This is a genomic window from Rhizobium sp. Leaf311 (genome assembly GCF_001423445.1).
GTDB lineage: Bacteria > Pseudomonadota > Alphaproteobacteria > Rhizobiales > Rhizobiaceae > Agrobacterium.
This window is the reverse complement of sequence record NZ_LMNZ01000004.1, coordinates 742,201-767,243: the sequence shown is the minus strand read 5'-3', so window position 1 is coordinate 767,243 and position 25,043 is coordinate 742,201. Positions and strand designations below refer to the sequence as shown.

Below are 25,043 nucleotides of genomic sequence, written 5' to 3'. Positions count from 1 at the left end.
TCAAATTCCTGCTGATAAAACCTTAAGCCAAACCTTGTTGTCGTGGAAAGCTGCGCCGCCATAGGGCGCGACGGCATCGCCGCCCGTCAAAATATTGATGCCCTCGCCGTCCAGATGGGCCTTGTTGGGCCACAATCCCTCGGCAATCAAAACGCCAGCCCGCGCGCCCTCGACGATCCGTGCGTGGATACGCAATTCCCCTCGTGCATTGCCGATGCGGACGATATCACCGTCAACGATATTCATGCGCTGCGCATCATCGGGACAGATCATCAATTCAGGCCGCCCTTCCTTTTGAACCGAGGTCGGGGTCTCCGCGAATGTGGAGTTGAGGAAATTGCGCGCGGGTGACGTCGCCAGCCGGAAAGGATGCTCCGCATCCGCCGTTTCGATCACATCGACCTGATCCGGGAATTTCGGCAGAGTTGCAACAGGCCCCATGACCGGCACATTGGCCGGTGGCTTGTTGGGCGATGGCCCGTTGTGCCAATCGGGGCTGAAACGGAATTTGCCATCTGCATAGCCAAAGCCTTGAAGGTAATGCGCCACCTCGAATGGCGGCTGCGCATCGATCCACTTCTCTTCCTGCAGGCTGTCGAAGTCACCCCATTGGCCCGGTCGCAGAATGGCATCGATATGCTGCCTCTCCGTCAGGCCAAAGCCCGGCATGTCAGCGACGCCCAGCCGTTTCGCCAACTCTTCGATCACGAAAAGATTGGTCCGCACGGTCTCAGGAGGCTCAACCAGCTTCGGGCCAAGCAGGATATGATTCTGGCCGCCTGCGCGGTAGATATCGTCATGTTCCAGAAACATGGTGGCTGGCAGAACGATGTCAGCAACATCAGCCGTCTCGGTCATGAATTGCTCATGCACGGCAACGAAAAGGTCATCCCGCAGGAAGCCCTGCTTCACCAGCCGCTGCTCGGGACAGACATTGACGGGGTTGGTGTTCTGGATCAGCATTGCAGTAACGGGGCCGCCATAGCGCAGGGCCTCGGCATCGCCGGTCAGCACACGGCCAATCTGGGACTGGTCGAGCTGCCGTACGCCAGGGTCGGCATAGGCCGTGCCCATCAGCTGAGATTTATCCAGCCGGAAGATATCACCATTGTTGTGGAACGCGCCGCCGCCCTCATATTGCCAGGAACCCAGCACCGTGGCGATGGACAGTGCCGCATGCATGGCAACCGCGCCGTTACGCTGACGTGCGAAGCCATATCCCAGACGAAAAAAGCTTTGCTGCGTGGTGCCGACCAGACGCGCAAAAGCTTCGATGTCGTCTACCGACAGGCCGGTGATATCAGCAGCCCACTGCGGCGTCTTCGAGGCCAGATGCGCCTCAAGGCCTGCGGGATCGTCCGCGAATTTTGCCATGTAGGCACGGTCGGCATAACCATCGCGGAAGGCGATGTGCATGACGGCACAGGCGAGTGCGGCATCCGTGCCGGGACGCACGATCAGCTTCATATCCGCCTGCTTCATCGTCGGATTGTCGTAGATATCGACAACCACGATTTTCGCGCCGCGCTCCTTTCGCGCCTTTACCGCATGGGTCATCACGTTGACCTGAGTGGCGACGGCATTCGTGCCCCAGATCACCACGACATCGGCTTTTGCCATTTCGCGCGGGTCCGGCCCACGCAAGGCACCCGTGCCCATGACATATCCGGTCCATGCCATGTTGGTGCAGATGGAGCCGAAAAAGCCGGAATATTTCTTGGCGTGGCGAAGCCGTTCAATGCTGTCGCGTTGCACCTGCCCCATGGTTCCGGCATAGAAATAGGGCCAGATGGCCTCCGCGCCATGCCTTGCTTCGGCTTTCACAAAAGCATCGGCGATCTCATTTAGAGCGTCCTCCCACCCTATCTCCTGCCAGTCGCCAGCGCCCTTGGCACCCTTGCGCCGCTTGGGCGTCAGCAGGCGGCCCGGATGGTAGATGCGCTCGGAATAGCGCGCCACCTTGGCGCAGATGACACCGGCGGTGTAGGTGTTGGCATTTGCGCCGCGCACACGGCCAATCCGGCCATCAGTGTCGATGTCGACCTCCAGCGCGCAGGCGCTTGGACAGTCATGGGGACAGACGGTGTGGCCTGTGCGGCGGGCACCTGTCAGGGCTTTGGCGGAAATCGGGGTCGCATCATTCATGACTTTTGTATATTGCAAAGCGATCAAGGCCAAAAGGCTCAAGTCACCACCATCAAGATTATTCATAAAAGGCATCGGCGCCCATGAACTATCGGCACATCTACCACGCAGGCAATTTCGCCGATGTCCTCAAGCACGCAGTCATGGCGCGGCTCGTCCGCTATTTGCAGAACAAGGACAAGGCGTTTCGCGTTCTGGATACCCATGCGGGCATCGGCTTGTATGATCTTTCCTCGGAAGAGGCGCAGAAGACCGGCGAGTGGCAGACCGGCATCGGCAAACTGCTGGATGCGGATCTTCAGCCTGCGGTGGCGGAGCTTCTCGCCCCTTACCTGACTGCAGTGCGGGAGCTGAATCCGGAGGGCGGGCTGCAGTTCTACCCCGGCTCACCAAAGCTTGCGAGAATGCTGTTTCGCCCGCAGGACCGGTTATCGGCTATGGAACTTCATCCCGACGACTACCGCGCGCTTTCGCGCCTCTTCGAAGGCGATTATCAGGCGCGCGTGACGGAACTGGATGGCTGGCTTTCGCTGGGTGCGCATCTTCCGCCCAAGGAAAAGCGCGGGCTTGTGCTGGTCGATCCGCCATTCGAAAAAGAAAACGAATATGAACGCATGGCGGAAGGTTTCCATAAGGCCTATCGCCGCTTTGCAACCGGCACCTATTGCCTGTGGTATCCCTTGAAGAAGGGCGCCCCGATCAAGGACTTCCACGAACTGCTTCAGTCCTATGAAATTCCCAAGATGCTGTGTGCCGAACTTTCGGTGCGAAGCGACAGGCTCGACGGCCTCAGCGGATCCGGCCTCATCATCGTCAACCCGCCCTTCACGCTGAAGGATGAATTGCACGTCTTGCTGCCGGTGCTGAAAACCATCATGGCTCAGGATCGTTACGCGTCCCAGCGGGCGTTCTGGCTGCGTGGCGAGTAGCCTGCTCCAGTTGCTGCTCCTCCCTCTCGGCAACGGCCAACTGTGACCTCTCGAAAAAGAGAATGATGAACAGGCCGATGACGAAGGGAATGATGAGGTAGAACAGGCGAAAGACGAGCAGTGCTGCAATGACATCTGCCGGGTTCATATCCGGCAGGCCGGTGACGAAGACCAGTTCGAGAACGCCGAGCCCGCCGGGCGCGTGAGAGATGAGCGCCGCTGAAAATGAGATCAGAAAGATTCCCATCACGACCATGAAGCCCGGATTTCCGGCATCGGGAAGCGCAAAATAGATGATGCCAGCCGCGCCCAGCAGTTCTATCGGGCCGATGACGAGCTGCTGAAGCACAAGGCGCGGTGCCGGGTAGAACAGGGTGAACGAGCCTATCTTGAGGGGCCGCAGCTTCAGCAGGCTGCCAAGAAGGTAGAGCCCGGCAATGGCCAGAAGAATGAAGCCGGTGGTTCTTGATGCTTCAACCGGCAGAATATCCACGAAACGCTCGGTAATGTCGGGTTCGTAGACCAGAACGAACCCGATCAGCATGATCGTGCCGATGGCAAATGTGAAGGAACACAGGGCGACCAGAACGCCGATCTCAGACGCACTGAGACCTTTCGACGTATAGGCACGGTACCGCACGATTGCGCCGGAAAACACGGACGCACCGACATTGTGCGACAGGGCATAGGTCGTGAACGAGGTCAGCGTGATGAAGACAAGGCTGACGCGCCGCTTGAGGTGTTGCAGGGCAATGCGATCATATCCGGCCAGCGCGGCATAGGCGACGAGGGTGCATAGGCCCGACATGATCCAGTCGTGAAGGCCGATGACGGCCAGACTATCCCAGACATCGTCAAGCGAAAGGTGCTTGAGTTCCTTGTAGAGCAGCCAGACCGAAAAGCCGATCGTGATAAAACCGACGACTGGCCAGATGTATTTCTTCAGTTTCATGCGGTCATGTCCGGACTAGCTCCCCCTCCAGCAGCATCGACCCATTGCCGGATTCGCAATGAGCTTATGCCCAATGCAACCTCCGTTACAACAAGGACTGTTGCCGGAATTCATTTTCGGGCCGCCTGTTTGCCACAGGGGCGAGATGGTATAAAACCCGATATTGATCAAGACTTTGTCATCGCTTCCCGGAAAGACTGCTGGCCAGATGAAACAATATGCCGGTTTTATCGCTTTGGCGGTTCTCTCGATTGCTGCGGCAGGTTGGATAACAATCGACGGCGGCGTCAAAACAGGACCCGAATCGACGGTCCAGCAAAGGACTGGCACGTCACCACCTGGAAACCAAACGGTGCAGCCAGCCCAAGGTTCCGGCTTTGACTTCTACGTGCTGTCATTATCGTGGTCGCCCACCTTCTGCCAAAGCGAGGCCGGGCGCAACAATCGCCAGCAATGCAATTCCAACCGCAATTATGGTTTTGTCGTCCACGGGCTTTGGCCACAAAACGAAAAAGGCTATCCTCAATTCTGCGGCAAGGACCGGGAAGAGCGCGTGCCTGATAGCCTTGGTCGAGATATGCTCGACATCATGCCGTCCATGGGGCTGATTGGGCATCAGTGGCGAAAACACGGAACCTGCAGCGGGCTGACGCAAGAAGAATATCTGCAAGCGACGCGTGCGGCCTATGACCGCATCAAGTTGCCCGATGACATCGCGCTCGGCAAAAGCAGCAAGATACGCTCCATTGACGACATTGAGACGGCATTTATTTCTGCAAATCCCTCCATGGAAAAGCAGGGCATCGCCGTCACCTGTGAGGGGCGTAAAATGGAAGAGGTCCGCATCTGCATGACCAAGGATCTGACTTTTCGACGATGCCCAGAGGTTGATCGTCAAGGGTGCCGCGCAAACGATGCCGAAATCACGCCTATCCGCTAAACTTAAAAGGTAGAAAAAATGGAATTGCTGTACTCCCCCGCATCCCCCTACTCCGCCAAGGTCCGGATGGCAGCGCGGTATCTCGATATCGGCATTACCGATGTTCGCGTCGATACCTCCGCTGAACCGGCAACGCTGATGGACAACAACCCGCTGGGTAAAATCCCCGTGCTGCTTCTGGACGATGGCGGTTCCATCTACGACAGCGTCGCCATCATGCACTATCTCGACCGGCAATCCGGCAACAAGCTCTATCCGAAGAAGCACCAGAAACGCACCGAGGTCGAGGTGCTGGAAGCGCTTTGTGATGGGGTCATGGATAGCCTTCTGGCTATCGTCTACGAGCGCCGCTTCCGCCCTGAGGACAAGATCCATCAGCCGTGGATCGACAAGCAATGGGCGAAAGTCGTCCGCGGCCTGGACTATCTGAATGCCAACCTGCCAAAGACCGGCAAGAAGCTGCATGGCGGTCATTTCGCCTTGGCCGCCATGATCGGCTATCTGGAACTTCGATTCGCGGGAGAATGGGCTGGTGGCCGCAAGACGCTGGCCGACTGGCCGGAAAAATTCGGAAAACGGTTCAAGGATTATGCCGAGATGAAGGCACCCGCCTGACGTCTGGACACTCTCCATCCAGCACGCAACAAAAAAGCCGGGGCGAACCCCGGCTTTCAAGAATACTAACTGCCAGTCTTAGAACTTTACGCCGATACCAGCCTTAACGCTGTGATCGTCAAAGCCACGGGATACCGAACCGGTGTCGAGGCTGAAGTCCTTGTCCTGGTAATCGCTGTAGCGATATTCCAGGCGGGCAGTGATGTTGTCTGTTACGAGAGCTTCAACACCTGCACCGACCGTGTAGCCGAGTGCTGTCGCGCTGTCGCTGGACGTGGAGTTGCTGACCTTGTTGTCAGAGATGGCGAGACCACCCGTACCGTAGATCAGGAATGGGTTCATGTCATAACCAACGCGAGCGCGCAGCGAGCCGTTTACGCCCTGCTTGCCGCGAAGATCTTCACCGAGGTTACCGGTGCCCGCAGAACCCTTTTCGTCGCCAAGGTTTACGTCAGCTTCCGCACCGTAAACGATCTGGCCGTTCTGCCAGTTGTAACCGCCGTAGAGGCCGCCACCGAAGCCGTCTGCATCACGATCGCCGCCGTTGTTGCTGAAACGGCCCCAATCGTAGTTGACGGTACCACCGAGATACGCGCCGGACCAATCCTTGACCGGTGCTGGCTGTTCGTAAGCGACAGGTGCCTGCGGCACTTCGTTCACGGCGTCAGCAGCGTTGGCTACTGAGAATGCCCCAGCTGCCATAGTGGTCGCCATAAGTGTTGCAACGATAGTACGCATGCTATTCTCCTTTTCAAACCCGCGAGGGTGCTCAAACACTTGTTGCCCAAACGCGGTATAAAACAGTTGGTTCCCTGCCCGTCTGACAATCAAAATGATGGGTGATTGAGGAAATCACAGAGCCAAAATGTGAATTGATTGGGGCAGCCACGTGACGGAAATGGGACGTTGCTAAAATGACACAAAAATCTATTAAGGATAACGGTTCGTTAACTTCAGAATATGCAGAATTTACATGTATTTAAATGAAATTACTTCACAGATTGCGCACAGGCATAACTCTGTATAAATCCCCTACGCTCTGGGCAAATCTTGCCCTTTCGATTTATATCGACAGACTGAATGAGAAAAACAGGGCGCAGTCGAGCTTTGACAGAGACAATACCCAAGACCGTATTGATTACCGGTGCCGCCCGTCGCATGGGCCGCGCAATGGCGGAGTATCTCGCAGCGCAGGGGTTTGCGATCGGCATCCATGCCCGCTCATCCATGTCAGAAGCGGAAGAATTCGCTAACGAATTGCGGCAAAAAGGCGGCGAAGCGGTCGCATTGCAGGCAGATCTCGAAAATGCGGCCTCAACCGAAAACCTCATGAAAGCAGCAAATTCGGCGCTGGGACCCATCGGAATCCTCGTCAATAATGCCTCGGTGTTCCGTCATGACGCCGCCGAGGAGTTCGATTCAGCGGCATTCGATGCACATTTCGCCGTTCACGTCCGCGCGCCGTCGATCCTTGGCGCAGCGCTGGTGCGGCAGCTGCCCGATAGCGCATCCGGCTTGATCGTCAATATCATCGATCAGCGGGTGCTGGCACTGACGCCGCGCTTCTATTCCTATACGCTCTCGAAATCAGCGATGTGGACCGCGACGAAAACCATGGCGCAAAGCTTTGCACCACGGGTGCGGGTCAACGCAATTGGTCCCGGTCCATCGTTTAAAAGTGAAAGACAGGAGCCTGAGCACTTTCAGGCACAGATCGACGCCCTTATATTGAAGCGTGGGCCGCAGCCGGAGGAATTCGGCAGGACCGTTCGCTTTCTATATGACACCCCGTCGATTACCGGACAGATGATCGCACTCGACGGTGGCCAGCACCTCAGCTGGGAAACCCCTGACGTTGCGGAGATACCTGAATGAACGAAAAGAAGCTGCCGGATGGCGGTATTCTCTTCGATGATAACGACGAAGACGAAGATGACATCATCGCTCCGAGCGCCGAGGCGGCCGGAGACCCGATTGCCGTTGCCATGGACTGGAATGCGGGCTGGAAAAATGAATCCGGCCTTAAAGGCATGGAGCTGATAGGCGAATTCGTCAAGCATCTGCCCAACAGCCCCGGCGTCTACCGCATGTTCAATGATGCCGGCGACGTTCTCTATGTTGGAAAGGCGCGGTCGCTCAAGAAACGCGTTGGCAATTATGCGCAGGGGCGCTTTCATTCCAACCGCATCGGCCAGATGGTGCGGCTGACGACGCATATGGAATTCGTCACGACGAGGACGGAAATCGAAGCGCTGTTGCTGGAAGCCAACCTTATCAAGCGCTTGCGTCCGCGCTTTAACGTGCTTCTGCGTGACGACAAGTCGTTTCCCTATATCCTCATCACATCGGACAATCGTGCTCCCGCCATTTTCAAGCACCGGGGAGCGCGGGCGCGCAAGGGCGACTATTTCGGGCCTTTCGCCTCTGCTGGCGCAGTTGGCCGCACCATCAATTCGCTGCAGCGGGCCTTTCTCATTCGCACCTGCACGGACAGTGTTTTCGAGAGCCGCACCCGCCCCTGTCTGCTTTACCAGATCAAACGCTGTTCCGGCCCCTGCACGCACGAAGTCAGCGATGAGGGCTATGCGGAGCTGGTGAAGGAAGCCAAGGATTTTCTCTCCGGCAGAAGCCAGAGTGTGAAAGCAACAATTGCCCGGCAGATGAACGAGGCATCGGAAGACCTGGACTTCGAACGTGCCGCCGTCTATCGCGACCGTCTTGCCGCCCTCTCCCACGTGCAGAGCCATCAGGGAATCAATCCTGCCGGCATTGATGAAGCCGATGTCTTTGCCATTCACCACGAGGGCGGCGTTTCCTGCATCCAGGTTTTCTTTTTCCGCACCGGCCAGAACTGGGGCAACCGCGCCTATTTCCCGAAGGCCGATCCATCGCTTCCCGGGCCTGAGATCCTGAGTGCGTTTCTGGCGCAGTTTTATGACGACAAGCCGGTGCCGAAACAGATTCTGCTTTCTGAAGTCGTGGATGAGCAGGAGTTGCTGGCGGCGGCCTTCAGTGAAAAGGCGAACCACAGGGTTACGATTTCAGTGCCGCAGCGCGGCGAGAAGAAGGACGTCGTTGCCCATGTGCTGGGCAATGCGCGCGAGGCGCATGGGCGCAAGCTGGCGGAAACATCATCACAGGCGCGCCTGCTCAAGGGCTTTGCCGAAACCTTTGCCCTGCCCTATGTGCCGCGCCGGATCGAAATCTACGATAACTCGCACATCATGGGCACCAATGCCGTCGGCGGCATGGTCGTCGCGGGTCCTGACGGTTTCAGCAAGAGCCACTACCGCAAATTCAACATCAAATCGACCGAAATCACCCCGGGCGATGACTTCGGCATGATGCGCGAGGTCATGACCCGCCGCTTTTCGCGTCTGTTGAAGGAAGAAGGCAGGCCCGACCGCAGCCAGACGATCGCGCCGGAGGATGCAGCAGACATGCCCTTCCCCGCATGGCCGGATGTGATCCTGATCGATGGTGGCCAGGGGCAGATGACCGCTGTACGCACAATTCTGGACGAACTGGGCATCCGTGATTGCGTCACGGCGATTGGTGTTGCCAAGGGCGTGGACCGTGATGCGGGCCGTGAGCGCTTCTTCACCGATACACGCAGTGACTTCTCGTTGCCGCCAAGAGACCCGGTCCTGTATTTCATCCAGCGTATGCGCGATGAGGCCCACCGTTTCGCGATCGGCTCCCACCGGGCGCGACGCAAGAAGGAAATGATCAAGAACCCTCTGGATGAGATCAGCGGCATCGGCCCGGGCAGAAAGCGTGCATTGCTGCAGCATTTCGGTACGGCAAAGGCCGTGTCTCGGGCGGCTTTGAGTGATCTTATGGCTGTGGGTGGCATTTCCGAGACTGTCGCGAAGCAGGTCTACAATCACTTCCATGAGAGCGGGAAGGACTAGGCCCGCGCTTTTGACTGGTACCCGCAAAAAAACACATTAGGGTGTTGACGCTTGCTCCTCAGGGCTGCATCAACGCTCTGATATCGAATGACAGGTTCCCCATGGCTTCGCGCACCTACAACATCCCGAATCTTCTGACCTACGGCCGCATTCTTGCGGTCCCGGTAATCGTCCTGTGTTTCTTCATCGAAGGGAAACTGGAAAGTTCGGATTTTGCGCGCTGGACGGCGCTATGGCTGTTCATAATCGCGTCGCTCACCGATTTTCTGGACGGTTATCTCGCGCGTATCTGGAACCAGACGTCCAATATCGGACGGATGCTCGATCCCATCGCAGACAAGCTTCTGATCGCTTCGATCCTGCTTCTCCTTGCAGCAGATGGCACGATTGCCGGATGGTCTCTCTGGGCAGCAATCACAATCCTGTGCCGCGAAATTCTGGTGTCAGGGCTGCGGGAATATCTCGCTGCGCTCAAGGTTTCGGTCCCGGTCACGCGGATAGCGAAGTGGAAGACCACGATCCAGATGGTGGCAATCGCCTTTTTGCTGGCAGGTCCGGCGGGAGACAAGGTCCTGCCCTATACTACAGAGATCGGCATTGGCCTGCTCTGGCTGGCAGCGGCGCTGACAATCTACACCGGCTATGATTATTTCAAGGCGGGCCTCAAGCACATCATGGACGAAGAATGATGGTTCGGATCGTTTACTTCGCCTGGGTGCGTGAGAAAATCGGCAAGTCCGAAGAGGACATCGACCTGCCCGCGACTGTGACCACAGCGGGCGAACTCATCCAGCACCTGACCGCGCTGGGAGAGGAATACGAGGCAGCATTCGCTTTTCCCGATGTCATCAGGGTTGCGGTGAATCAGGAACATGTCGAGCACGATGAAAGCATTGCAGGCGCCCGGGAAATCGGCATCTTTCCGCCAATGACGGGCGGCTGACGCATGGGCATCGAGCCGACCATCCGCGTTCAGGCCGAGGATTTCGATACTGCTGCCGAGGCTAGGTTGCTGACGCAATCGGATAAAACCATCGGCGCGCTCGTCACCTTTACGGGCCTTTGCCGCGATGATGGCGGCGCGCTTTCTGCGCTCGAGCTGGAGCATTATCCCGGCATGGCGGAAACGGAAATGCGGCGGATCGCAACGCTTGCCATCGAGCGTTTCGAGCTCCTCGGTCTCACCGCCATCCACCGCTACGGCAAGATCGCTACCGGCGAAAACATCGTTCTCGTCATCGCCGCTTCCCGGCACCGGCAGGCATCATTCGACGGCGCCAATTTCGTCATGGATTACCTCAAGACCTCCGCCCCGTTCTGGAAAAAGGAACATGGCAAGGACGGCACCTCGGGCGAGTGGATATCGGCAAAGGATGCCGATGAGACCGCCAAGGATAAATGGCGCTAGCAAATACGAAAATCCCGCTGAACTGTGCTTCTCTATACGGGAGCGATCGAGAAGTGTCCGACACAGTCGGCGCGCCCCTCATTCACAAAGATCGCATATGATGCCGATGGCTAGTTTCTGATAGCCGTGACATGAAGCCAGTCCGTTGGCTTTTGATCATATCCGCTGCCAAGCTCCGATTTGACATCCACCCGTTGCCAGTCGAATGCGTTGTAGACTGTAATCAACCAATCTTGAGATGGATAATTATAGTAGCGTTCAAACTGGTCTCTGCCATCTGACTGCCCGGCCTTGAAACTCGCGTAGAACACGCCGCCTGATGTCAACGACCTGTGTATCAGGCCGATCACCTTTGATAATTCCTGCTTTGGAACATGCAACAATGATGCGTTGGCCCATACGCCTTGATAGGCGTCGGCATCATCCAGATCAGCGAACAACAGCGTGTCGACCGGAATTTTCAGGCGCCGTGCCGCTGCCTGCGCGATTTCAGGCGTTCCGTCTGTCGGACGAACATCGAAGCCCTGGGCGAGCATGAATTCACTGTCTTGCCCGGCACCGCATCCCAATTCAAGAATGCGAGCATTGGGTGGCAAAGCCTTGAGAAACGCGTCGAGATGCGGGCTGTGTTTCTGGCCCCGCGTGGTGTAGGCAGCAGCCTCCTGAGCGTAAAATTCGAGCGTCGTCCGGTCCAAAGCCATTGTCGATCCTCCCCTCCCAGATCGTAAAATATGATTGTGTTTTATGCTTTCAGTTTTTCGTCCAAATAAAAAGCCCGCGCGCCCCAATCCATTTTTCTGGATCGCAGACACGCGGGCTATTTTCTTTGAAATCAGCCACTTAGCGTGACTGTCTCAAATACAGAGTCCGGATCTTCGCAGACTGAATCAGCCGACGATTTCTGTTTCTGCGAACCAGTAGGCGATTTCCTGGGCAGCGGTTTCAGGGGCGTCCGAACCGTGAACGGAGTTTTCACCGATGGACAGCGCGAACTGCTTGCGGATGGTGCCTTCGTCTGCATTGGCAGGGTTCGTTGCGCCCATGATTTCGCGGTTCTTGAGGATTGCGTTTTCGCCTTCCAGAACCTGAACGATGGTTGGGCCGGATGTCATGCCTTCAACCAGTTCGCCGAAGAAAGGGCGTTCCTTGTGAACAGCGTAGAAGCCTTCTGCTTCGCGCTTGCTCATCCATACACGCTTGGATGCAATGATGCGCAGGCCGTTGTCTTCGAATACCTTGGTGATGGCGCCTGTGAGGTTACGCTTGGTTGCGTCGGGCTTGATCATCGAAAATGTGCGTTCAATCGCCATCGTCTTGTCCTTTGTTTATCTAGGGAAAGTGGCCGGTTTCTACCTGCCCCGAATCGCGAAGACAAGGGGTATGGAAGAATTTCACGCACCAGTCACAAAGGGACAGATCACCTGGCCACTCAAGCGTGCGGTCCTTCGACGTCAAATGACGAGGTCGGAGGGCTTCTGCGCGTTTCCGGCAAGCCCGTGGCAGCGCTCGAACCACTGCAGGGCAGCGTCATCTTCCGGCAAATGCACCGAGCCGGAAACAACCTTCAGCCACTGCAATGCGCCAAAGACGATGTAGTCGGCAAAGAGCGGCTTCTCCCCACCGATATAGGGCTGGAAGCGCAACATGTGGCGTAACGGCTGGAGTTTGGCAGGAAAGGCAGCAATTGCGCCCTCCCGGTCCGGAAAAACCTCCTCCAGCGGCTTGTTAAAAAAGGCTTCCCTGGTCTTGCGGAAATGTGCCTGATCGACCGGCGCCAGCATTCCGTAGATATCCATGAGAGCGATGGCGCTGACGGCTGGATGGATCGTGGTCTGCGAATAGCCTTCGACCAACCGCGCCATCGCCTTGCCGCCCTCTCCACCGAAGAGGCTCGGCCGGTCCGGATAGGCCTCCTCCAGATAAAGCGCGATCTGGAAGCTGTCCGAGATCAACCTGTCGCCATCGCGAAGGATCGGAACGGTTTTCGAGAATTCGTTCTCCACCGTCGGGATTTCCGTAAAAGCCAGCGGCACTTCATCGAAGTCCAGACCTTTATGGTGCAAGGCCAGAACGACTTTCCAGCAATGCGGAGAAAAGGGTCGGCTGCGATCTTCTCCGCTGAGGGAATAGAGAATTCGGGTCATCTGGCGCATCTCCGAAGGATGGATCTCACGGTAAGTGAGCCCAAGACCGTAGCTCGATCAAATGAAAACAACTGATATCCCCCATCAATGTTCTTGGTGGATCATTTCCTGCTCTGCGCCCCTCTTGCCTTCGCGCCAATCATCCGCCAAAACCCCGTCATGATTACCATCTCCGATGTTTCCGCCCGTATTGCTGGCCGCCTTCTTCTTGACCACGCCAGTGTGTCTCTTCCAACCGGCACGAAAGCCGGTCTGGTCGGTCGTAATGGTGCGGGCAAGTCCACCCTCTTTCGCATCATCACCGGCGACCTTGGCGCGGAAACGGGTTCTGTCTCGATCCCCAAGAATGCGCGCATGGGACAAGTGGCGCAGGAAGCGCCTGCGACGGAAGAAAGCCTTATCGACATCGTGCTTGCGGCTGACAAGGAACGCGCCGCCCTGATGCTGGAATCCGAAACGGCCACCGATCCCGGCCGTATCGCCGATATCCAGATGAGGCTGGTCGATATCGACGCCCACTCGGCTGAAGCGCGCGCATCAAGCATTCTGGCAGGTCTCGGTTTCGATCAGGATGCCCAGCTTCGCCCGGCATCTTCGTTCTCCGGTGGGTGGCGTATGCGCGTGGCGCTGGCATCCGTTCTGTTCGCGGAGCCGGATCTGCTGCTGCTGGACGAGCCGACAAACTATCTCGACCTTGAAGGCACGTTGTGGCTCGAAGATTATATCCGCCGCTACCCCTACACCGTCATCATCATCAGCCATGATCGCGACCTGCTGAACAACGCGGTTAATTCCATTGTCCATCTCGATCAGAAGAAGCTGACCTTTTATCGCGGCGGATACGATCAGTTCGAGCGTCAGAAGGCAGAAGCCGACGAGCTGCAGACGAAGGCCAAGGCCAAGAACGACGCGGCCCGCAAGCATCTGCAGAGCTTCATTGATCGTTTCAAGGCCAAGGCGTCCAAGGCAAAGCAGGCCCAGAGCCGCGTAAAGGCACTTGAGCGCATGGGCACTGTGTCTTCCGTAATCGAAGATCACGTTCAGCCGATCACCTTTCCAGAACCGGAAAAGCAGCCCGCCTCACCCATCGTGGCCATCAATGGCGGCGCGGTTGGCTATGAGCCCGGCAAGCCGATCCTCAAAGGCCTGAACCTGCGCATCGACAATGACGATCGCATCGCGCTTCTCGGCTCGAACGGCAACGGTAAGTCGACCTTCGCCAAGTTCATTTCAGGACGTCTGGCGCCTGAAAGTGGCGATCTGCGTCTCGCGCCTTCTCTGAAAATCGGCTTTTTCGCCCAGCATCAGCTCGATGACCTTGTACCGGAAGAAAACCCGGTGGAGCATGTGCGCAAGCTCATGCCACAAGCGCCTGAAGCGAAGGTGCGGGCGCGCGTGGCGCAGATGGGTCTGGCCACCGAGAAGATGGCGACGCCTGCCAAGGATCTCTCTGGTGGTGAAAAGGCGCGTCTGTTGATGGGTCTGGCCGCTTTCCACGCGCCCAATCTGCTCATTCTCGACGAACCGACGAACCATCTGGATATCGACAGCCGCCGCGCGCTGATTGAGGCACTGAACGATTATGATGGCGCCGTTATTCTCATCTCGCATGACCGCCACCTGATAGAAGCGACAGTGGACCGCCTGTGGCTCGTCAACAATGGAACCGTCACAACGTTCGAAGGCGATATGGACGAGTACCGGGACCTCATTGTCTCCGCCGGTAAAAAAAAAGAAGAAAAAGTTGAAATCGTCGTAGACGGCGGGACGAAAGCCGAGCAACGCAAGGCCAATGCCGAAAAGCGTGCATCGCTGGCCCCGCTCAAGAAGAAGATCAACGATCTCGAGGCTTTGACCGCAAAGCTTGAGAAGCTAATTCAAGCGCTTGATAAGGAGCTTGGTGACCCTGCACTTTACGAAAAGGCGCCAGCCAAGGCAGCCCTGAAGGTGAAGGAGCGCGGCGAAGCCGCCAGCAAGCTGGCGGACGCCGAAGAGCAATGGCTTCTTCTTTCCAGCGAGTATGAAGAGGCTATGGCAAGCTGAGGCATTCGAGTTTTGAGCGTGAAAAGATAAGGCGGCACAAGTGCCGCCTTTTTTATTGAAGTTATGGTCCTGCGCATTCGCTGGCAGAAGAACTCTATGGCATCTTTTGACAGCGGCAGTGCGCGGAAGGCGGCTTGAACCGCCGCCTCCCCTTTGTGAAGGTGAGATCAGAATTTCACGCGGAACTTTGCGTTCGCGCCGTGATCGTAGGCATTCGAACCGACTTGGCCATTGTAGCTGACGCTGATGGTCGAAGATGGCGTCACCGTGAAGTCTACACCGGCTTCAAGCAGAGCCGTGTTGCGATCAACCGGCGTGCTGCTGACGGAGAAGCTGTCACCGCTTGCAAAGCGTGCGGTCGAGACAGGATTGACGTCGCCATAGGCATGCATCCAGCCTACCGTGCCCCGCACAACCGAAGCAACGCTGCCCAGTTCGAAGTCCTTCGACGCACGAAGGCCAGCTGTGGTGTAGGTGGTGTTCATCGTGGATGAGGCGACTGTGAGAGCCGCGTTGCCGCCGGTTTCGCTAAAGCCATCGGTCTTCATGCGGGTATGTGCGAGCGATGCGAAGGGCTCCAGTGCCGACTTGCCGAGGTCAACGCGGTAGGCCAGTTCGCCATAGGCATTTAGGCTGGAGGCGTCATAGTCGCCTTGCAGCGTCTGGCCGAGAACAGGCACATTGCGCGTGGTGCTGACACCATGCCAGGTGTAGTTCATGCCGGTGCGGAACGAGACAGCGCCCCATTTCGTGCCGGCATAGCTTCCCAGATGATAGTTGGTGCTGTTGCCATCGCTGTTTTCGCTGTCGAAGAACGAGCGGCTGTACCCACCGAGCACGCCGACCCGCCAGTCTTTGCCAAGACCGACGTCACCACCCACCAGCACACCGCCGTTCGAAACGTCGGTATCGCTTGCGCCGTCGGTACCGTCTACCTTACCCCAGGAGCCAAAGCCGTTGATCCATGTCGCAAAGCGATCGGTATCGAAGGTCTTCTTCGGCTCGAAGGCCGCAAAGCGCTCATCCTTGACGGGCTCTTTCTTCTCCTCGGCATAGCCGAGCGCCATGGAGGACGGAGCCGCCACTCCGTCCGTGACCGCGCGAACTCGGCCATTCAGCGCCGTGTTGACGGCGCGATTGGTCTGGGTGAAAGCACCCTGTGCCGTGGCATACACATCGCCGGAAAGCTGCTCATAGGCTTCCTGCGCTTGGTCTACATCGAGATTCAGAAGGCTGTTGTAAAGCGCAAGCGAGGCACTTCCAGTCGTCCGGTCAAGACTATCCAGCGCTGAGGCGAGCGAACGCTGATTGGAATTTTTTGCGATGGATGTGAAAACGTCGTCATCGTTCCCATCATCCGGAACCGGACCGGTCCCGGCACCAGTGTCGCTACCATCACCGCCACTGGAACCGGAATCGCCCGACCCGGCGCCACCACCAGTATCGCCAGCGTCGTTGGACTTTAACGCGACGCGGAGGTAGACATTTTTCCCGTCATCTTCAGTGTATGTTTGGACATCGAGGAACGCTGAGTTGTTCACGACCTGGCTGAATCCGCCCGTGTCGTTGCTGCCAGCGGTCATGATCTTGTATATCTGCGTATCATGATAATCAGTCTGACTATCCAGAGCCGTGACCCTTACGACCGCCCCGCTATCAATCGTCAACTTTCCGGTGACATCTACTCGGTCGCTGATTGCCAGAGTCGAGTTGGCCTCTATCTCGCTGCTGAGGTCTACCGCATATGTTGTGTTGCTTGCCAGCTCGAGATCACCGTCAATCGTCAATGTACCGATTGGACTGAGAGAACCTCTGGTCTGATTATTCGCCGTATGCAGGCCCGGAGAGAGCGTGCTGCCGCCCCACAAAGTGGTGTCTCCAACGGTACCTGTGCCACCCAGTGTGCCTCCAGTATTTACTCCAACCGTGCCACCCAACTCTCCGGTTACATCGAGCGTGCCGCCACCAATGTTAGTGGTACCCGTGAACAGCGATCCGTCGCTGGATAGTTTCGTGATCCCGGCATAATGGTAAATCTGACCGGGGCCCTTGATATCTGAGGAGAATTCGTAGTTCGTATCCGTATGATTGAAATTGAGCTGACCGCCCGGTGAGCTGAACACAAGTTCTTCAGCCAGAAGCTGACCGGCAGCGACCGCGGGCGAATTCATGGCGCCGCCGATATTCACAACGCCCCCGCGGGAACCTGAGTCTACCGTAATCGTGCCGTCATAGAGGCCTGTATTACTGTCAACAGCTCCGACCGTGACCTGCCCATCATTGGCGATTGTCAGCGTTCCGCTACCCCCACCACCAACGGTCAAGCCAGATGTGTTATGCCAGGCGGAGCCGGCTCCGGTGACAGTCACAGTGCCAGTTCCGTATAAGGTGGACATCATGGTAAAAATAACGCCACCCACAAGGCCCTCGCCACTGCTGACCACGCCGCCGCCTTCGACAAGAAGCGTACCGATGCCACCCTGACCAACCGTGAGGGAGTTGGTGACGTCAAATGTCGAACCCGCACCCGACACGGTCATCGAGCTTTCACCGCTTTGACCTGCTATGTAAGCATAGGAGGAGCGAGCATCAGCCCCATTCTCGACCGTAAACGAAGCGTTCCCTTGATCGCCGACGATGAGGTCATAGGCCGCATCAAGAGAAGAGCCATCACCAGATACATTTACCGCGGCAGCACTACCGTCATATGTCGCCATACTAATACTGCTGCCTTTGAACTGGCCGCCATCCTCGACCGCCAACAAACCGTTTCCAAATTGACCGACATTGACGTTATTGACCGATGTTAACTTGGCACCTTGGGTCAATGTCACCGAGCCAATCGCACCTGCTTGCGAGCCAATTGACGTCGCACCGAATTGAACATTTGCTCCATCATTGATCGTCAGGTCTGCTCTGGACGTGTAGCCGACATAGAGGTTTTCGCTACTCCGATCCGCGCTGCTATCAATGGTGGCTATCCCGGTATTATAGGTCTCGTCCGCCAGCACAGACTGCGGCATGGTCAACAAAACCGTGGAAGCCAAAAGCATTGCCCGCTTCATGGCGCGTGTCTTTTTGTCCTGCGCCTGATTCCCTGGCGTCGTCACAGTGTAGAACATCCATTACCCCCGAATTCCAAAATTTATGGTTGCGGCCCGCATTGTGCGAATCCTGCCGCGCCTGTTCCGGAAAGTAACCAAAGAGTTGAAATGGCGTAAGTTTTTCTATGTAACAGATGTATCTGAACGTAACGCCAGGTAACAAAAACTGTGACCTGCAGGCAACATTCCGACAAGAAGTGAATAGCGAAATATTCTTACATTCTGAAGCACATGAAGACGCGACACAGAGCCATCATGGGGCCATTGCGACCGGCAGAATCATGCTGATGGTTGTTCCCTGACCCTCGGTGCTTTGCACCTCCACCCGCCCGGAATGCGCCACACAGATTTTCTCAACAAGGAACAGGCCCAGACCCGAGCCTTCAATGGTGCCTGCATTTGCACCACGTCTGGCATTTTCAAAGATATGGGGCAGATCGCCAGCGGGAATGCCGAGGCCACGATCCCGGACCTCAACGACAATCTCGTTCTTGATGTGCCTGAGGGACAAACAGATGGAAGACTGAGCGTCTGGGGGGCTGTATTTCAGCGCATTTTCCAAGAGATTTACAATGGCAAGTGCCAGCATGTCGGCATCTGCGGCCAGCGTCACCGCCGCCACCTCATCAGGTGTATCCACAGTCAGTTGCGGGTCATTGAGTAGATCCCTGGTTCGCTGGAGTGCGGAAGCGACGACGACCCCGATCGCAACCTTCGCCAGCTTGGGCCGGTATGAAGCGCCCTGCAGGCGACTGCGCGATAGATTGACTTCCAGTATTTCCGCCAGACGCGCCACCGCGCGACGTATGCGCGAGATCCGCGTCAGATTTGCCTGATCGATATTCTCTAAAGTGACTGCCATGGCATCGATATTTGACCGTACCGACGCAAGTGGCGTGCGGTACTGGTGTGAGACGACTTCCAGAAACCTGACTTGGCGCAGTTGCGATTCCATCTCTGACTGTAGCGCCTCCTCTGCCCGTTTGCGTGCTACCACCAGTTCGCGCGTCCGCTCCTCTACCAACCGCGTGGCGGCATGTTCCGCTTCCTGTGCCATTCGAAGTGCCTGCGCCTGCATGGCAAGGTTAAGCGTTTCGGCGGCACGCAGACGACTGGCGACCGCGCCGGTAAAAAAGAGCACCTGAAGAAGCGCCATGATTCCGTAAATATTGAATGTCCACTCCGGTAGCCAACTGGCACCCATACGCTGCATGATGCCGATGCTGGAACCAAGGCCGACGAGCGTGCAGGCAATGGCCGTCAGCTTGCTGGCCCGATCATTCTGGTTAACCTGCCGCCACCCCAGCGCCATTGTCATCAATGCACCGAGGATGGACGTGACCGAGCCGTAGGGACCGAACATGATCGTCTGCCCGAAAAGAGCAAACCCGACGCCGATAACGCCGATCACCGCGACCGCCAGAAAAATTGGGTAGAACGCCTTTTCACGACGCGGGATATCGAGGATGTGCGCATAGGCCAGAGCGTGCGCCGTCAAACCCGCCCAGGCGTTTACGCCGAGAAACCTGTCATTCCAGAAGCCATTGCCGGGAAAAATGAAAACGGTGCTCAGCCCAAGATTGCCGAGATAGACAAGGATGACGTTCAGCGTCGATACCGCAAGCAGGATATATCCGACTTTGCGATCAAAGTAATAAAAGACGAGCTGTGTCAGCAACAGTATGGACATGCCACCGAACCACAGCCCTAGCGCCAAACCTTCTGCCAAACGCCTGACCCCGATGCTCTCCAGCGGTTCGAGTTTCATGCTGATCTGTGTGAAGGAAGACTCGTTGTGCAGACGGACATAGACATACGTCGATCGCCCGGGAAGGAGCGAGATTTTCACGGCGGGGGCGATGGGAGACAAACCATCCCGCTGCAGCGTCCGGTGATCGCCGAAGGAAAAGTGCTGGAATTGGTCGGCGCGATCATGGTGCCCGGGATACGAAATGTGCGCATCAATGAAATTGAGAAAATTGGGCGCCATGGATAAAAGCGCGTCTGTTTCCTCGGTACCGAGAACTTCGAACTTCAGCCAATACACTTTTCTAGTGTATCCCATATTCGCCGTCTTCCCCGGCAAGGGTGCGAATTTTGACTGCCACTCCTTTTTCAAGACATCATCGAGTTGGAGGCGGCCACTCTCGTCAGTCAGAACCGAGAGATGACCATCCATAGCCGGCAATTCGCCAGCAACAGCAGGGACGGACGAAAAGCACAAAAGGAAAAAGACGAGTGCCGCAGGCACAGAGGCTGCAGCCAAACGCCGACAAAACCGCACGCACGACGACATCCGGGGGTCGCATCGCCTGCCGCCAAGCGCAACCAGAGGAAATTTAAGCCTCATCGAAAAATAAATATTAGTGAAATAATATTCACAATCTAAAGTATAAATCACAATAAACCAGTATTAATTTGCCATCGGAATCAATATAGACATAATATTGCAAGATCGAAAATGATGGCAAATACTGATGCACGCTTATTTGAAGCCTCACCTCGTCGTGGTTGAGGATGATACGGACCTGAGAAAAAGCTTATCGGAATATATGCAACTTCGGGGCTTCGAGGTTTTCGAGGCAGCCAGCGGGCTTGAGTTCCACGACATCGTGAAAAGCAAACAGGTGGATGTCGCTGTTCTGGATGTCAATCTACCCGATGTGAGCGGCCTTGACCTTGCGCGTTTTCTCTCCAACAGGGACGACGTAGGCATCATCATGCTGACTGCGCTAAACGGCAGAGAGGACAGACGCCTCGGCTATGATGGCGGTGCTGATCTCTATTTCACTAAACCGTTTGACAGTGAAGAACTCGCGCTGGCGGCCACAAACCTGGTCAAGCGCATCCGGCGCAGGGAAAGACCCGCAACCAAGCTTAGCCCAAACGAAAACCGTGATTGGCTTCTCGACCGAAAAAGACAGACACTGTCTTCGCCTGAGGGGACAGAGGTATCGCTGTCCGGCAAAGAAGTCCTTCTGATCGAGTTTCTGGCACGTCATTCCGAACCGACCGTGCCGCGCATTGAGATGCTCAGGCTTTTCGATCCCGGTAACAATGATCCATTCAGTCGACGTCTGGACATGGCATTCGGACGGTTGCGAAGCAAGGCTTCCCATGCGGGCATGGATCTGCCAGTGCAAGTCATCCGCGGCATCGGCTTGAGACGCCTGGAGATCATCCAGGTCGTTTGACTGACCAAAGAGCCAGTAACTTTGAATTAACCATAATAGGAGAAAGCTCCAAAGCAACGTCACACTGATTTGCCTGGGCTTTCTACATGCGGTTTTACTCACTTATGCTGACGGCAACCCTTGCCGCGTGCCTCTCCAGTTGCGCGGGCAAACCTCAATCCGATACGTCTCTTAAAACCTCTTTCGCCGCTACCATGCCCTCCGCGCCCGGCCTCAAGGCTACCGATCCCGTAGCTCTTTCGCCGGTGGCCTGGGTGCGACCGCGCAATCCCGCAGGGCTGGCAGGGCGTGATATTGAGGTATCGTCGCTTGAAGATATAGCGCTGGCCAACAAGGAAGTCGTGTTGAGCTTCGACGACGGGCCGGTTCCCGGCAAGACGGAGAGCATATTGGCGACGCTGGACGAATTTGGCGTGAAGGCAACCTTTCTTATGGTGGGAGAAATGGCGCAGGCGCATCCGGCCATTGCCAGGAAAGTCGCTGCCGCTGGCCACAGCATCGGCAGCCACACTTTCAGCCACCCGAACCTGCGCGCTATCGCTTTCGACCGTGCGTTGGCCGAGGTTTCAAAGGGCACGAATGCAGTGGCAAAGGCCACCGACACCGATGTGTCATTCTTCCGCTTTCCTTATCTTGCCGACAGCCCACGACTGCGCCACCTGTTGGGTGACCGGGGCATGGTCATCATGGATGTCCAGATCGACTCGAAGGATTACTTCAAGGACGCGCCCGCCGTCGTCGCCTCACGCACGATGGAAGCGATTCGCCATCGCGGCAGCGGCATCATTCTCATGCACGATATCCATAGGCGTACCGCGTCCATGCTGCCCGCCCTGCTGACCCAACTGAAAGCAGATGGCTACAAGGTGGTGCATCTGGTGCATAAAAAGCCAGCCGCCAAGACGATGCTGCTTGCATCCCTCACCCACTGAACAGGAATAGCCCAAGCTGCTGGTGTTGCCCTTGCCGACGTGCGGGTTTCTGCTAGAACTCGAAAAGTACTATTATTCGACTGCAACATTAAGACGGGTTCTCTTTCATGTCAGCCACCAAGCTCGCCATCGTCGGCGTCGGCAAAATCGTTCGCGATCAGCATCTTCCAGCCATCGCTGCCAATCCGGACTTCGATCTCGTCGCAACAGCCAGCCGTCATGGCACTGTTGAGGGCGTGCCCTCTTACGGCACGATCGAAGCGATGCTCGAAGCAGCACCGGAGGTGCAGGCTGTATCTCTGTGTATGCCACCCCAGTATCGCTACACGGCAGCCTATGCCGCGCTGAACGCAGGCAAGCACGTCTTTCTGGAAAAGCCGCCGGGCGCTACGCTGTCAGAAGTGCAGGATCTGGTCCGACTGGCCGATTCCAAGGGTCTTTCACTTTTCGCCAGCTGGCATTCCCGCTACGCGCCGGCGGTTGAAGCAGCCAAGAGCTTCCTGGCATCGACAAAGATCAACAGCGTTCACGTGATCTGGAAGGAAGACGTACGCCACTGGCACCCGAATCAGGAATGGATCTGGCAGGCTGGCGGGCTTGGTGTGTTCGATCCCGGCATCAACGCCTTGTCGATCATCACGCATATTCTGCCGCGCGCACTTTTCATCACCAAAGCCACGCTTGAATTTCCGGAAAATCGGGATGCGCCGATCGCGGCCGACATCCAGTTTTCCGATGTCACGCAAATGCCTGTCCATGCCGAATTCGACTGGCGCCAGACCGGCAAGCAGAGCTGGGATATCGTGGCCGAGACCGAGGCCGGGCAAATGATTCTTTCGGAAGGCGGCGCGAAGCTTTCGATTGCCGGCGAGCAGAAAATGTCAGAGCCCGAGCGGGAATACCCTGCCCTCTACGAGCGTTTTGCAGAGATCATCAAGGCCAAGACCTCCGATGTCGATCTTGCTCCGCTGACGCATGTGGCCGACGCCTTCCTGCTTGGCCGCCACAAATTCGTGGATTCCTTCTACGATTGATCTTAGCTGGCGCGGCTTACGAAACGGTCGCGCCCCGCCTTCTTGGCCTGATACAGGGCCTCATCCACACTTTGCAGAAGAGCCAGGCAGTCCTGTCCGGCCTGGGGTGCGATGGCACCGCCGATGCTGAGTGGGGCATGGATATGGCGTCCCTCTATTGTGAAGGGCTGCCTGAAAGCCTCCAGCAATCTCTCGGCAAGCGCAGCCAGTTCTGACGAATCAGCCGGGCGCGGAACGAAAACCGCAAACTCGTCGCCTCCCATGCGCACGGCAATATCCGTCGGCCGGATGACTTCGCGAATGCGCGCTGCCGCATCATGCAGGACACGATCACCAACGCTGTGACCAAGCGTATCGTTGATCGCCTTGAAGCCATCCATGTCGAGATACAGCGCACCAAATGTTTCATTTGATTGCAGGGCGGCATACATCTGCGAATCGACAAGCGCGCTCAATGCCTTGCGGTTATAGAACCCGGTGAGCGGATCAGTCATGGCGGCTTCGCGCAACGCACGCTCTGCCAGGCTCATGGTGAAATTGGCCTTTTGCAAACGTAGCAGTGCCCCCGCAAGGACGGAGAACTGCCTGAGACTTTCGACCTCTGACGGCTGAAGTTGACGCGGCGATGTGTCGAGAATGCAGAACGCTCCGACAGTAAGTCCGGGCTCGAGCTCAATTGGCGCGCCAGCGTAAAACCGGAACTGCGGACCGCCTGTCACATAGGGAAAGCCTCGCAATTCCGGATGCAGGCTCAGATCGGGAACCACCAGCACGTCATTGGAAAGCACGACGCGTGTGCAGATGGAGATGTCACGGGAACATTCACTCACCTGTATTCCGGCCTGATGGGCGATCCGCAGCCAGTCTTCGTCCACTATATGGATGGCGGCGCGATCCATGCCGAACACACTTTTTGCAAGGTCTGAAAGCGCAGCCAGCTCTGGCGTCGGGCCAGACTGAAGGGAGAGAATGGAGCGCACTGCGACAAGGCGTTCCGCTTCGTTGACTGGCCAGGGGGCGGATTGACCCATTTCATTCTCCTCGACTGACGACTGAAGCTCCGTTCTTCGCGCCTTCTTACACAATTCCCGTTAATTCACTACATTAGGCAATGCGAATTTGAAAACACTCACGCGTGATCATTTCGTTCGTGAACGAGATTGCTCTGACCAAGTTGTGGACTGCAGTTAAAAATGTGTTCTCGAAGCAGATGATGGGCGTCATGCCTTCTTCTGCCAGCGCCCCTCTGGGGATTGCTGCCAATAGGTCAGTGTATGCCCCTCACCTTTCAGCTTTTTCCATTGGCCACGGGCCGCCTCCAGCTGCTCGGCATCATAGCCATCGAACATGAAGACGATGCGCTCATAGGCGTCCACGACCGGCGGCTCGGCGCCATCGACGATGAAGCGGACATTGGCGGTGTTAGAATTTTCACCACTCGCCATCAGCAGGATTGGCTGCTGGGCCGCATTTTCCGCCGCATCGGTGCCATGCGGCATGAAGCTGTCATCCCTATATGTCCATAGATGCACATCAAGTACGTCCCGACGCTCCACGGACGCGGTCTGGACCGCGACTTTCCAGCCGCGCTCCAGTGATTTTTCCAGAAGGGGCGGAAGGGCATCTTCCAGCTTCGATTCCGTCAAATGGTAAAACAGTATCTCTGTCATCGAAACGCCCGTACCGGCT

Annotated in this window: 22 protein-coding genes; 12 read left to right on the top strand and 10 right to left on the bottom strand. The window is 56.7% G+C overall.

The genetic code is table 11. The features are described from left to right. On the bottom strand, nucleotides 1–2,211 hold the full coding sequence (locus tag ASF69_RS09450) for a molybdopterin oxidoreductase family protein (RefSeq protein WP_062587263.1): 2,211 nt from the start codon (nucleotides 2,209–2,211) through the stop codon (nucleotides 1–3). Between the two features lie 17 nt (nucleotides 2,212–2,228). Between ASF69_RS09450 and ASF69_RS09445 the strand changes: the two genes are divergently transcribed. After that, nucleotides 2,229–3,074 (top strand): 23S rRNA (adenine(2030)-N(6))-methyltransferase RlmJ, encoded by an 846-nt coding sequence (locus ASF69_RS09445; RefSeq protein ID WP_062587011.1) that lies wholly within the window; start codon nucleotides 2,229–2,231, stop codon nucleotides 3,072–3,074. Here the strand turns inward: ASF69_RS09445 and ASF69_RS09440 are convergent. Beyond that, nucleotides 3,019–4,026, bottom strand: coding sequence for a lysylphosphatidylglycerol synthase domain-containing protein (locus ASF69_RS09440; RefSeq protein ID WP_082469665.1), 1,008 nt, complete (start codon nucleotides 4,024–4,026; stop codon nucleotides 3,019–3,021). The genes ASF69_RS09445 and ASF69_RS09440 overlap by 56 nt on opposite strands. 352 nt (nucleotides 4,027–4,378) lie before the next feature. Between ASF69_RS09440 and ASF69_RS09435 the strand changes: the two genes are divergently transcribed. After that, complete coding sequence (locus tag ASF69_RS09435; protein ID WP_244475433.1) at nucleotides 4,379–4,966, top strand: ribonuclease; 588 nt, start codon at nucleotides 4,379–4,381, stop codon at nucleotides 4,964–4,966. Nucleotides 4,967–4,984: 18 nt separating this feature from the next. Then, nucleotides 4,985–5,581: a glutathione S-transferase gene (locus tag ASF69_RS09430; protein WP_062587009.1), complete on the top strand. Its 597-nt coding sequence runs from the start codon at nucleotides 4,985–4,987 to the stop codon at nucleotides 5,579–5,581. Nucleotides 5,582–5,659: 78 nt separating this feature from the next. Here ASF69_RS09430 and ASF69_RS09425 read toward each other — a convergent pair whose 3' ends face one another. Then, nucleotides 5,660–6,319: an outer membrane protein gene (locus ASF69_RS09425; protein ID WP_062587008.1), complete on the bottom strand. Its 660-nt coding sequence runs from the start codon at nucleotides 6,317–6,319 to the stop codon at nucleotides 5,660–5,662. Between the two features lie 342 nt (nucleotides 6,320–6,661). On the opposite strand from ASF69_RS09425, the gene ASF69_RS09420 reads away from it, so the two are divergent. The 5 genes from ASF69_RS09420 (at nucleotide 6,662) to ASF69_RS09400 (ending at nucleotide 10,903) form a co-directional block, all read left to right on the top strand. Next, complete coding sequence (locus tag ASF69_RS09420; protein ID WP_062587007.1) at nucleotides 6,662–7,456, top strand: SDR family oxidoreductase; 795 nt, start codon at nucleotides 6,662–6,664, stop codon at nucleotides 7,454–7,456. Further along, the gene (uvrC, locus tag ASF69_RS09415; protein ID WP_062587006.1) at nucleotides 7,453–9,495 is read left to right on the top strand and encodes an excinuclease ABC subunit UvrC; all 2,043 of its coding nucleotides are present in this window, start codon (nucleotides 7,453–7,455) and stop codon (nucleotides 9,493–9,495) included. Before ASF69_RS09420 ends, uvrC begins: the two co-directional genes overlap by 4 nt. 101 nt (nucleotides 9,496–9,596) lie before the next feature. Continuing rightward, the gene (gene pgsA / locus ASF69_RS09410) at nucleotides 9,597–10,184 is read left to right on the top strand and encodes a CDP-diacylglycerol--glycerol-3-phosphate 3-phosphatidyltransferase (protein ID WP_062587262.1); all 588 of its coding nucleotides are present in this window, start codon (nucleotides 9,597–9,599) and stop codon (nucleotides 10,182–10,184) included. Beyond that, on the top strand, nucleotides 10,184–10,438 hold the full coding sequence (moaD, locus tag ASF69_RS09405) for a molybdopterin converting factor subunit 1 (protein ID WP_062587005.1): 255 nt from the start codon (nucleotides 10,184–10,186) through the stop codon (nucleotides 10,436–10,438). Before pgsA ends, moaD begins: the two co-directional genes overlap by 1 nt. Nucleotides 10,439–10,441: 3 nt before the next feature. Beyond that, the gene (locus ASF69_RS09400; RefSeq protein ID WP_062587004.1) at nucleotides 10,442–10,903 is read left to right on the top strand and encodes a molybdenum cofactor biosynthesis protein MoaE; all 462 of its coding nucleotides are present in this window, start codon (nucleotides 10,442–10,444) and stop codon (nucleotides 10,901–10,903) included. Between the two features lie 110 nt (nucleotides 10,904–11,013). On the opposite strand, the gene ASF69_RS09395 is transcribed toward ASF69_RS09400, so the two are convergent. From ASF69_RS09395 to ASF69_RS09385, 3 genes are all read right to left on the bottom strand, one after another. Next, complete coding sequence (locus tag ASF69_RS09395) at nucleotides 11,014–11,604, bottom strand: class I SAM-dependent methyltransferase (RefSeq protein WP_062587003.1); 591 nt, start codon at nucleotides 11,602–11,604, stop codon at nucleotides 11,014–11,016. Between the two features lie 186 nt (nucleotides 11,605–11,790). Continuing rightward, the gene (gene ndk / locus ASF69_RS09390) at nucleotides 11,791–12,213 is read right to left on the bottom strand and encodes a nucleoside-diphosphate kinase (RefSeq protein WP_042618581.1); all 423 of its coding nucleotides are present in this window, start codon (nucleotides 12,211–12,213) and stop codon (nucleotides 11,791–11,793) included. A gap of 141 nt (nucleotides 12,214–12,354) precedes the next feature. After that, a complete protein-coding gene (locus ASF69_RS09385; RefSeq protein ID WP_062587261.1) occupies nucleotides 12,355–13,047 on the bottom strand; it encodes a glutathione S-transferase family protein in 693 nt (230 codons plus the stop codon). A 159-nt stretch (nucleotides 13,048–13,206) separates the two neighbouring features. On the opposite strand from ASF69_RS09385, the gene ASF69_RS09380 reads away from it, so the two are divergent. After that, nucleotides 13,207–15,090 (top strand): ABC-F family ATP-binding cassette domain-containing protein, encoded by a 1,884-nt coding sequence (locus ASF69_RS09380; RefSeq protein WP_062587260.1) that lies wholly within the window; start codon nucleotides 13,207–13,209, stop codon nucleotides 15,088–15,090. 167 nt (nucleotides 15,091–15,257) lie between these two features. Here ASF69_RS09380 and ASF69_RS09375 read toward each other — a convergent pair whose 3' ends face one another. Beyond that, on the bottom strand, nucleotides 15,258–18,212 hold the full coding sequence (locus ASF69_RS09375) for an autotransporter domain-containing protein (protein WP_062587002.1): 2,955 nt from the start codon (nucleotides 18,210–18,212) through the stop codon (nucleotides 15,258–15,260). A gap of 235 nt (nucleotides 18,213–18,447) precedes the next feature. Beyond that, complete coding sequence (locus ASF69_RS09370) at nucleotides 18,448–20,373, bottom strand: ATP-binding protein (RefSeq protein WP_162238069.1); 1,926 nt, start codon at nucleotides 20,371–20,373, stop codon at nucleotides 18,448–18,450. A 298-nt stretch (nucleotides 20,374–20,671) separates the two neighbouring features. Here ASF69_RS09370 and ASF69_RS09365 point away from each other — a divergent pair, with 298 nt between their 5' ends. The 3 genes from ASF69_RS09365 to ASF69_RS09355 all read left to right on the top strand — a co-directional run bounded on the left by ASF69_RS09365 (nucleotide 20,672) and on the right by ASF69_RS09355 (nucleotide 23,354). Beyond that, nucleotides 20,672–21,388 carry a response regulator transcription factor gene (locus ASF69_RS09365; protein WP_062587000.1) on the top strand — a complete coding sequence of 239 codons (717 nt, stop codon included), beginning with the start codon at nucleotides 20,672–20,674 and terminating at the stop codon, nucleotides 21,386–21,388. A gap of 86 nt (nucleotides 21,389–21,474) precedes the next feature. Continuing rightward, the gene (locus ASF69_RS09360) at nucleotides 21,475–22,320 is read left to right on the top strand and encodes a polysaccharide deacetylase family protein (protein ID WP_062586999.1); all 846 of its coding nucleotides are present in this window, start codon (nucleotides 21,475–21,477) and stop codon (nucleotides 22,318–22,320) included. 107 nt (nucleotides 22,321–22,427) lie between these two features. After that, nucleotides 22,428–23,354 (top strand): Gfo/Idh/MocA family oxidoreductase, encoded by a 927-nt coding sequence (locus ASF69_RS09355; protein WP_062586998.1) that lies wholly within the window; start codon nucleotides 22,428–22,430, stop codon nucleotides 23,352–23,354. Nucleotides 23,355–23,356: 2 nt separating this feature from the next. Here the strand turns inward: ASF69_RS09355 and ASF69_RS09350 are convergent, their stop codons facing one another. Together ASF69_RS09350 and ASF69_RS09345 are read right to left on the bottom strand one after the other, a co-directional pair. After that, nucleotides 23,357–24,385, bottom strand: a complete 1,029-nt coding sequence (locus ASF69_RS09350) for a sensor domain-containing diguanylate cyclase (RefSeq protein ID WP_062586997.1) — start codon at nucleotides 24,383–24,385, stop codon at nucleotides 23,357–23,359. 189 nt (nucleotides 24,386–24,574) lie between these two features. After that, on the bottom strand, nucleotides 24,575–25,024 hold the full coding sequence (locus tag ASF69_RS09345) for a DNA polymerase III subunit chi (RefSeq protein WP_062587259.1): 450 nt from the start codon (nucleotides 25,022–25,024) through the stop codon (nucleotides 24,575–24,577). Between the last annotated feature and the right edge of the window lie 19 nt (nucleotides 25,025–25,043).

Excerpts from the sequence above, each read along its gene's own strand:
- ASF69_RS09380 (WP_062587260.1), top strand. The coding sequence starts at position 13,207 with ATGATTACCATCTCCGATGTTTCCGCCCGTATTGCTGGCCGCCTTCTT.
- ASF69_RS09355 (WP_062586998.1), top strand. The coding sequence starts at position 22,428 with ATGTCAGCCACCAAGCTCGCCATCGTCGGCGTCGGCAAAATCGTTCGC.
- ASF69_RS09395 (WP_062587003.1), bottom strand. The coding sequence starts at position 11,604 with ATGGCTTTGGACCGGACGACGCTCGAATTTTACGCTCAGGAGGCTGCT.
- ASF69_RS09445 (WP_062587011.1), top strand. The coding sequence starts at position 2,229 with ATGAACTATCGGCACATCTACCACGCAGGCAATTTCGCCGATGTCCTC.
- moaD (WP_062587005.1), top strand. The coding sequence starts at position 10,184 with ATGGTTCGGATCGTTTACTTCGCCTGGGTGCGTGAGAAAATCGGCAAG.
- ASF69_RS09450 (WP_062587263.1), bottom strand. The coding sequence starts at position 2,211 with ATGAATAATCTTGATGGTGGTGACTTGAGCCTTTTGGCCTTGATCGCT.
- ASF69_RS09385 (WP_062587261.1), bottom strand. The coding sequence starts at position 13,047 with ATGACCCGAATTCTCTATTCCCTCAGCGGAGAAGATCGCAGCCGACCC.
- ndk (WP_042618581.1), bottom strand. The coding sequence starts at position 12,213 with ATGGCGATTGAACGCACATTTTCGATGATCAAGCCCGACGCAACCAAG.
- ASF69_RS09345 (WP_062587259.1), bottom strand. The coding sequence starts at position 25,024 with ATGACAGAGATACTGTTTTACCATTTGACGGAATCGAAGCTGGAAGAT.
- ASF69_RS09430 (WP_062587009.1), top strand. The coding sequence starts at position 4,985 with ATGGAATTGCTGTACTCCCCCGCATCCCCCTACTCCGCCAAGGTCCGG.
- uvrC (WP_062587006.1), top strand. The coding sequence starts at position 7,453 with ATGAACGAAAAGAAGCTGCCGGATGGCGGTATTCTCTTCGATGATAAC.
- ASF69_RS09370 (WP_162238069.1), bottom strand. The coding sequence starts at position 20,373 with ATGGATGGTCATCTCTCGGTTCTGACTGACGAGAGTGGCCGCCTCCAA.
- ASF69_RS09400 (WP_062587004.1), top strand. The coding sequence starts at position 10,442 with ATGGGCATCGAGCCGACCATCCGCGTTCAGGCCGAGGATTTCGATACT.
- ASF69_RS09350 (WP_062586997.1), bottom strand. The coding sequence starts at position 24,385 with ATGGGTCAATCCGCCCCCTGGCCAGTCAACGAAGCGGAACGCCTTGTC.
- pgsA (WP_062587262.1), top strand. The coding sequence starts at position 9,597 with ATGGCTTCGCGCACCTACAACATCCCGAATCTTCTGACCTACGGCCGC.
- ASF69_RS09375 (WP_062587002.1), bottom strand. The coding sequence starts at position 18,212 with ATGTTCTACACTGTGACGACGCCAGGGAATCAGGCGCAGGACAAAAAG.
- ASF69_RS09420 (WP_062587007.1), top strand. The coding sequence starts at position 6,662 with ATGAGAAAAACAGGGCGCAGTCGAGCTTTGACAGAGACAATACCCAAG.
- ASF69_RS09360 (WP_062586999.1), top strand. The coding sequence starts at position 21,475 with ATGCGGTTTTACTCACTTATGCTGACGGCAACCCTTGCCGCGTGCCTC.
- ASF69_RS09440 (WP_082469665.1), bottom strand. The coding sequence starts at position 4,026 with ATGAAACTGAAGAAATACATCTGGCCAGTCGTCGGTTTTATCACGATC.
- ASF69_RS09365 (WP_062587000.1), top strand. The coding sequence starts at position 20,672 with ATGCACGCTTATTTGAAGCCTCACCTCGTCGTGGTTGAGGATGATACG.
- ASF69_RS09425 (WP_062587008.1), bottom strand. The coding sequence starts at position 6,319 with ATGCGTACTATCGTTGCAACACTTATGGCGACCACTATGGCAGCTGGG.